The organism is Kitasatospora sp. NPDC059599, assembly GCF_042735125.1.
Lineage (GTDB): Bacteria > Actinomycetota > Actinomycetes > Streptomycetales > Streptomycetaceae > Kitasatospora.
In genome coordinates, this window is the sequence record NZ_JBHWCL010000265.1 from 1 (window position 1) to 5,252 (window position 5,252).

At 72.0% G+C, this 5,252-nt stretch carries 5 protein-coding genes; 1 reads left to right on the plus strand and 4 read right to left on the minus strand.

All coding sequences use genetic code 11. From position 1 onward, the window contains the following. Window positions 1–533: 533 nt before the first annotated feature. Entirely contained in the window at window positions 534–953 is a 420-nt protein-coding gene (locus ACFV04_RS43110; protein WP_380348443.1) for a hypothetical protein, read from the plus strand. Between the two features lie 251 nt (window positions 954–1,204). On the opposite strand, the gene ACFV04_RS43115 is transcribed toward ACFV04_RS43110, so the two are convergent. The 4 genes from ACFV04_RS43115 to ACFV04_RS43130 all read right to left on the minus strand — a co-directional run. Next, a complete protein-coding gene (locus ACFV04_RS43115; protein WP_380348441.1) occupies window positions 1,205–1,783 on the minus strand; it encodes a hypothetical protein in 579 nt (192 codons plus the stop codon). Between the two features lie 166 nt (window positions 1,784–1,949). Beyond that, window positions 1,950–2,861, minus strand: a complete 912-nt coding sequence (locus tag ACFV04_RS43120) for a hypothetical protein (RefSeq protein ID WP_380536536.1) — start codon at window positions 2,859–2,861, stop codon at window positions 1,950–1,952. 4 nt (window positions 2,862–2,865) lie between these two features. Continuing rightward, window positions 2,866–3,282 carry a WXG100 family type VII secretion target gene (locus tag ACFV04_RS43125; protein WP_380536537.1) on the minus strand — a complete coding sequence of 139 codons (417 nt, stop codon included), beginning with the start codon at window positions 3,280–3,282 and terminating at the stop codon, window positions 2,866–2,868. Between the two features lie 283 nt (window positions 3,283–3,565). After that, window positions 3,566–5,252 (minus strand): sulfite reductase flavoprotein subunit alpha (locus tag ACFV04_RS43130; protein ID WP_380536539.1); only part of this gene is annotated, 1,687 nt, incomplete at its 5' end.

The following is a 5,252-nucleotide window of genomic DNA, read 5'->3' on the forward strand; positions in this document are numbered from 1 at the left end:
CGCCGGTGGCGCCCGGGGCCACCGGCGCGGCGACCGCCGCCACCGGGACCAGGACGGCCGCGGCGGCGACCACCGCGGTCAGCAGTCCACGCCGCCCGATCGGCTTGTTGCCTGTCATCGTTGCGATCACTCCTCGACTCGACGGAACGCCGATGACCTCGGCGTTCGATGAGTCGATCTTCGCGGGGGCGGGGCCCGCGGCGCGCTGGGGCGGACCGCAGTCTTTCCTGGGGGTAACCCCCCGGCCGGATTCGGCGGCCGGCCCCCCGGCCGACGGCGGCCTGCCGGCCGTTACAGCCCGGCGGCGGTCCGGTGATGTCGGTGCCGTTCGCCTGACACCCGGCGTTCGGGCGCCGGTCGCCCCGGGGGGCGTCAGGCTCCCGCCCGGCTCCCTCGGCGTCCGTCGACATGACGGCCGTGCCGTCGGCACGTACTCACGGACGTATTCCGGGAGACACCACGTCCGAGTGGTGGTGCCCGCCCGCTCGGAAAGCGCGTGCGATTCCCTCGGGGCGTGTGCCATCATCGGGGCCGTGCCAGCCAGAAACCGTCACCTGCCGCGTGGTCTGTCGTGGCCGCTCACGCCGGCGGACATCCGTGCCGTCCTGGGCGTGGAAGAAACGGGTGGCTACACAGTGGACTTCTACGACCACCCGTTGAGCGGCGGGATTCTGCTGCAAGCCACGTGGAACCCACCGCGCTTCTCCAACTACGGCTACGCCGGCCGCCCCAGCCCGAGGCGCATCGTGGCCGTCGGCGTCGCCCCGCTCCCGGCCATCGGCCGGGCCGACGCCCGGCTCGCCCTTCGGCAGGACGCCCTTCCCGAACTGGCCGCGTGGATCGACTCCGTTCAGCACGCTCCCGAGACCTGGATCCTGACCGGACGTCGGCGCTTCTGGCGACTCGCGGGCAACTCCACGGTCCGCCGCGACGACCGGCAGCCGTACCCGTGACCACCGCGGCCGCAGTCGGACTCCGCTGAGCCATCCGCTGAAGGCACCGAGTACCGCGACCTCGACGTGTCGTCACCGGAGTCCCCGAGCGGGTGCCGCGGAATCCGGTTCGATGTGATCGTGTCTCGTGCGACGATCCCGGCACGGCCGATCCCGATGCTTCCTCTCCGTGACGCCGTGTGCGTACGGATCGGCTGCGGGACACGGCGCCGGCTCGTCGGTGACACGTCCGTACGGGCATCCCGAATACCTCAGCCGGTGCGGACCCACGCCGTGAACTCGTCGGCGAGTCCGGGCGGGTTGGCCGCCTCGGTCCGGCGAGCGATCCCCTCGTAGTACTCCAGCTCGTGGAGGACCACGGGCACCGGCTTGCCGATCACGCTCTCGATGACGCCGTCGTCGTGGAGGCCGCGAGCGAGCCGGACGCATGCCTGGTTGAAGTTGGCCTCGATCAGCGCGGCGGTCGGCCCGACGGTTGCGATCAGGTCTTCCGGGCGAGTGGGCTCGTCGTACCAGAGCCCGAGTTCGCTGATCCACCGGTGGCGTGCCGCGGCGCCGTCGGGGTCCCGGGTGAGGTCGCCGATGACGGTGAGCTCGTTCTGGAGCCAGAAGGCGTAGTTCCAGCGGGCTTCCGCCTCGTCGGAGGCGTCCGCGACGGTGCGTCGGAACTGGGCTTCGGTGTTGTACCCGATGGTCAGGGTGGGCTGTCGTGGGTCGTCCCGCTCGTTGTCGATGAAGAACGAGATGACGTAGACGTCCGCTGCCTCGCCGGCCGGGACCGAGCCGAGCGCTCCGGTGGCAAGGGTCCGGAGACGGTCCTGGAAGGTCACGGAGCGAGAGCCTTTCGAGTGCGGTTGCCGACGCCGGCGGCGTGAGCGGCCCGGTCGCCGGCGGCGGCCCGCTGCCGTGTGGCGGCGACAGCGATGGGGATGCCCAGCGAGGCGTCGGTCGGTGCCCGCCCGGCCTGACTGGGTCTGGCCGGGCGGGCTTGCGGTGTCAGTGTGACCAGTAGGGGTCGTCGACCGTAGCGCACGGGGCGGCGTAGTCCAGCGGTCCCTGGCCGAACCCGCCGTGCCCCTTGTCATCGCTGATGTCGGCGACATTGAGCAGGGAAGCCTGGACCTCGGCGCAACCCTCCACTCCCGAGACGCGGTCCTTGATCAGGTTCCTCAGGTTCCTCAGGTTGACCCGGTTGGCCTGGTCGCGGACGGCCGAGGGGACGCCGTCGAGGTTGCCGATCTGGTCGGGGTGGTCGTGGATGAACTTCTGCTGTTCGGTGTCGGTGAGGCCGTCCCACCACTTCTTGACGCTGGTCGGGTCGGTGCCGGCGGGGGGTATCTGCTCGCGTCCGGTCTGGGCGGCCTGGTCGGCGGCGGCGGTGGCGGCGTCGAGGCCGGTGCCGTTGCTCGCGTTGGTCGCGAAGTGGTTCAGCCGGGCGCTGAGTTCCTGGTCCGCGTGGTCGGCCTCGTTGAGTGCGGCGGTGATGCGGTTGCTGATGGCGATGGCCGTCGTCTCGGCGCCGGCGCCCGCGTAGTTCGCGGATGCGGGGTCCTCGTCCCAGGTGATGGTGCCGTCGGGGGCGACGGTGAGCTTGGCGGTCTTGGCGTCGTCGAGGGCGTAGACCAGGTGGGACTGGGCCAGCGCGAACTGCTCGGCGGCCTTGGCGAGCGCCTTGCCGATGAAGTCGAGCTCGCTGTGCGCGGACTGGAGTTCGGTGCCCAGGAACCGGATGCGGGCCTGGGCGTGGTCGGACGCGGTGCCGGTCCAGTGCGAGTTGGCGAGCCGGTCGGCGACCTCGTGCTGCCAGGACTCGATGTGCTGTCCGAACGCCGAGTACAGCGCGTCGAAGGCGTTCTTCGCGATGGTGATGTTGATGATGTTCGCTTCGTAGAGGGTTTTGATGTCCATCGGGTTACTCGGCCGCCTTCGCACTCGAAGGCTTCACGGGGCCCGGGACGACCGTCGTGCCGAACGGGTCCGGCTCGTTCTGGGCCGGGGCGGGGGCGGCCGGGTTCCGCATGCTGTTGTGGGCGGCCTGCTCGGCCTGCTCGGCCTGACGGTAGAAGGTGGCCGTGGTGCCGAGCTTGGTGCCGACGTCGCCCATGTCACCGCCGAGCTTGTCCAGCAGCGTCTTCCAGTTGGCCCCGCAATCGCGTATCGCCGCGGCCGTCAGCCAGCCCTGCAAGGTGCCGGCGGCCTGGTTGCACGGCTCCGCGAGCTTCGACGTCTCACCCGGTATCAGACTCCCGATGTGCTGCGCGCTCTGCCCGCAGCCGTCCAGTTCGCCCGGATTGACCTTGAATTGCAAGCTTGCGTCAGGATCGGCCATGTCTTTCTTTCCCCCCGGATACTTCGCGCCTGGATCATCACCAGGCCCACCTTCATCTGACGAACCTTTGATCGGATGGTAGTCGACTGTCGTGGAGATGATCGGCGGCCGAGGCGGACACGAAGCGGCCGCGACCAGGGGGATCCCGGGCCCGCACACGGTCGGCCACGTGATCATTCCGGCCGTTCGATGGCACACGACACGGCACTTTGCGCACTCGGGCCCACCTGACCGGACGGACGGGTGCCGACCGGTCAGGTGGGCGCGGTCCCGTGGCCGGGTGTCAGCCCGCGTAGACGTCCTCGACGTAGCGGCCGGCTTCGATCAGCTCCTGCAGCCAGGCCTGTGCCTGCTGTTCGTCGGCCTGCGGTGTCCGTTCCCGGTACAGGTCGCGGAAGGCGGCCCGCACGCCCGGGGCCATCCGGGCGCCGTCGCCGCACACGTACACCTCGGCGCCGGTTTCGAGCAGCGCCCAGACCTCGGCGGCCTCGGCGGCGATGCGGTCCTGGACGAAGCGCTGCCCGTCCTGCGGTCGTTCGCTGAACGCGGGCCGCATCGAGACCGCGCCTTCCCGCTCGGCCGTCTCCAGCTCCAGCCGGTGCAGGTAGTCGGCGTCCGGCGCGTCGCAGCCGAAGTAGAGCAGGGCGGGGGCGAGTTCGGCCCCGTCGTGGCGCAGGGCGCGGCGGTCGGCGACGGCGCCGCGGAAGGGGGCGAGGCCGGTGCCGGCCGCGATCATGATCACCGGGGTGTGGTGGTCGATGCGGAACGCCTGCCGGCAGGGCCGGATCCGGGCCAGCACGGTGTCGCCCTCGGTGATGCGGGCGAGGTGGCCGGAGCCGGTGCCGTGGTAGGTGCCGCGTCCGGAGCGGGCGGGGGCGCTGAGGACCGAGACCATCAGGTCCACCTCGGTGGGGTCCCACTGCGGGGAGGAGGAGATCGAGTAGTGCCGGGGCCGGATCGGCGGCAGCAGTTCCAGCAGCACCGGCCAGGTCAGGTTCCCGCGCAGGGCCGGGTGGTCCTCGATCAGGTCCAGCAGGGTGCGCGGGTCGTCCTCGGGCAGTGCCCGCAGGGCGGCCTGCTCGGGCGGGCAGGGGTTGCGGTCGGCGAGTGCGGCGCGCTGCGCGGGGGTCGGGCGGTCCTGCAACTCGACGTGGTGGGTGAGGAGTTCGCGCACGGTCAGCGGGCGGTCGACGGCGTGGCCGGTGCGCCGGTGGGACACGATGTCGAGCACGGTTGCCGGGTCGGCGCCGAGCAGGGCGGCGGCGCGCTCGACCAGGGCCGGGTCATTGGCCGGCAGCACGGTGAGGTGGTCGGCGGTGCGGTAGTCGACGCCCTCGGGCAGGGCGAGGCGGACCAGGCGCTTGACCCGCGGGTGGTCCGGGTCGGTCAGGCTGTCGACGGCGGTGACGGTCAGCTCGGCCATGTCGTGTCGGGCGGCCAGGGCGGCCAGCGGGCCGCCGGTCACCTCGGTCACCGTGTACGCGGCCTCCGGCTCCGGCTGGGCGGCGGGGGCGTCGGCGTCCCCGTGGTGCTCCAGCAGGGCGGTGCGCAGTGCCTGGGTGAACTGCCGTACGGTGCCGGAGAGGTCGCCGGAGGCGTCGGCCTCGGCGCGGGGGAACAGCCGGGTGCCGCCGAGGGCGGCGAGCCGGTCGTCGATCAGGGCGGGGACGCGCTGGTAGGTCGCGGCGTAGGTGCGGTCGCCGATGCCGAGCACAGCGTACGTCACCCCGTCCGCCGCGCCGTCGGGTGCCTCCTGGAGCCGGCGGACGAACTTGGCCGCGTCGTCGGTCGGCTGTCCGTTGTAGGAGGCGGCGGTGATCACCACGGGCCGGTCGGTGGGCAGGCCGTCCGCGTAGGCGTCCAGCGGGGCGAGGGCGGTGTCGCAGCCGAGGTCGGTGGCGGCCTCGGCGAGCTGCCGGCTGAACTCGCGGCAGGCACCGTAGTTGGAGCCGTGCAGGAACAGCAGGCCG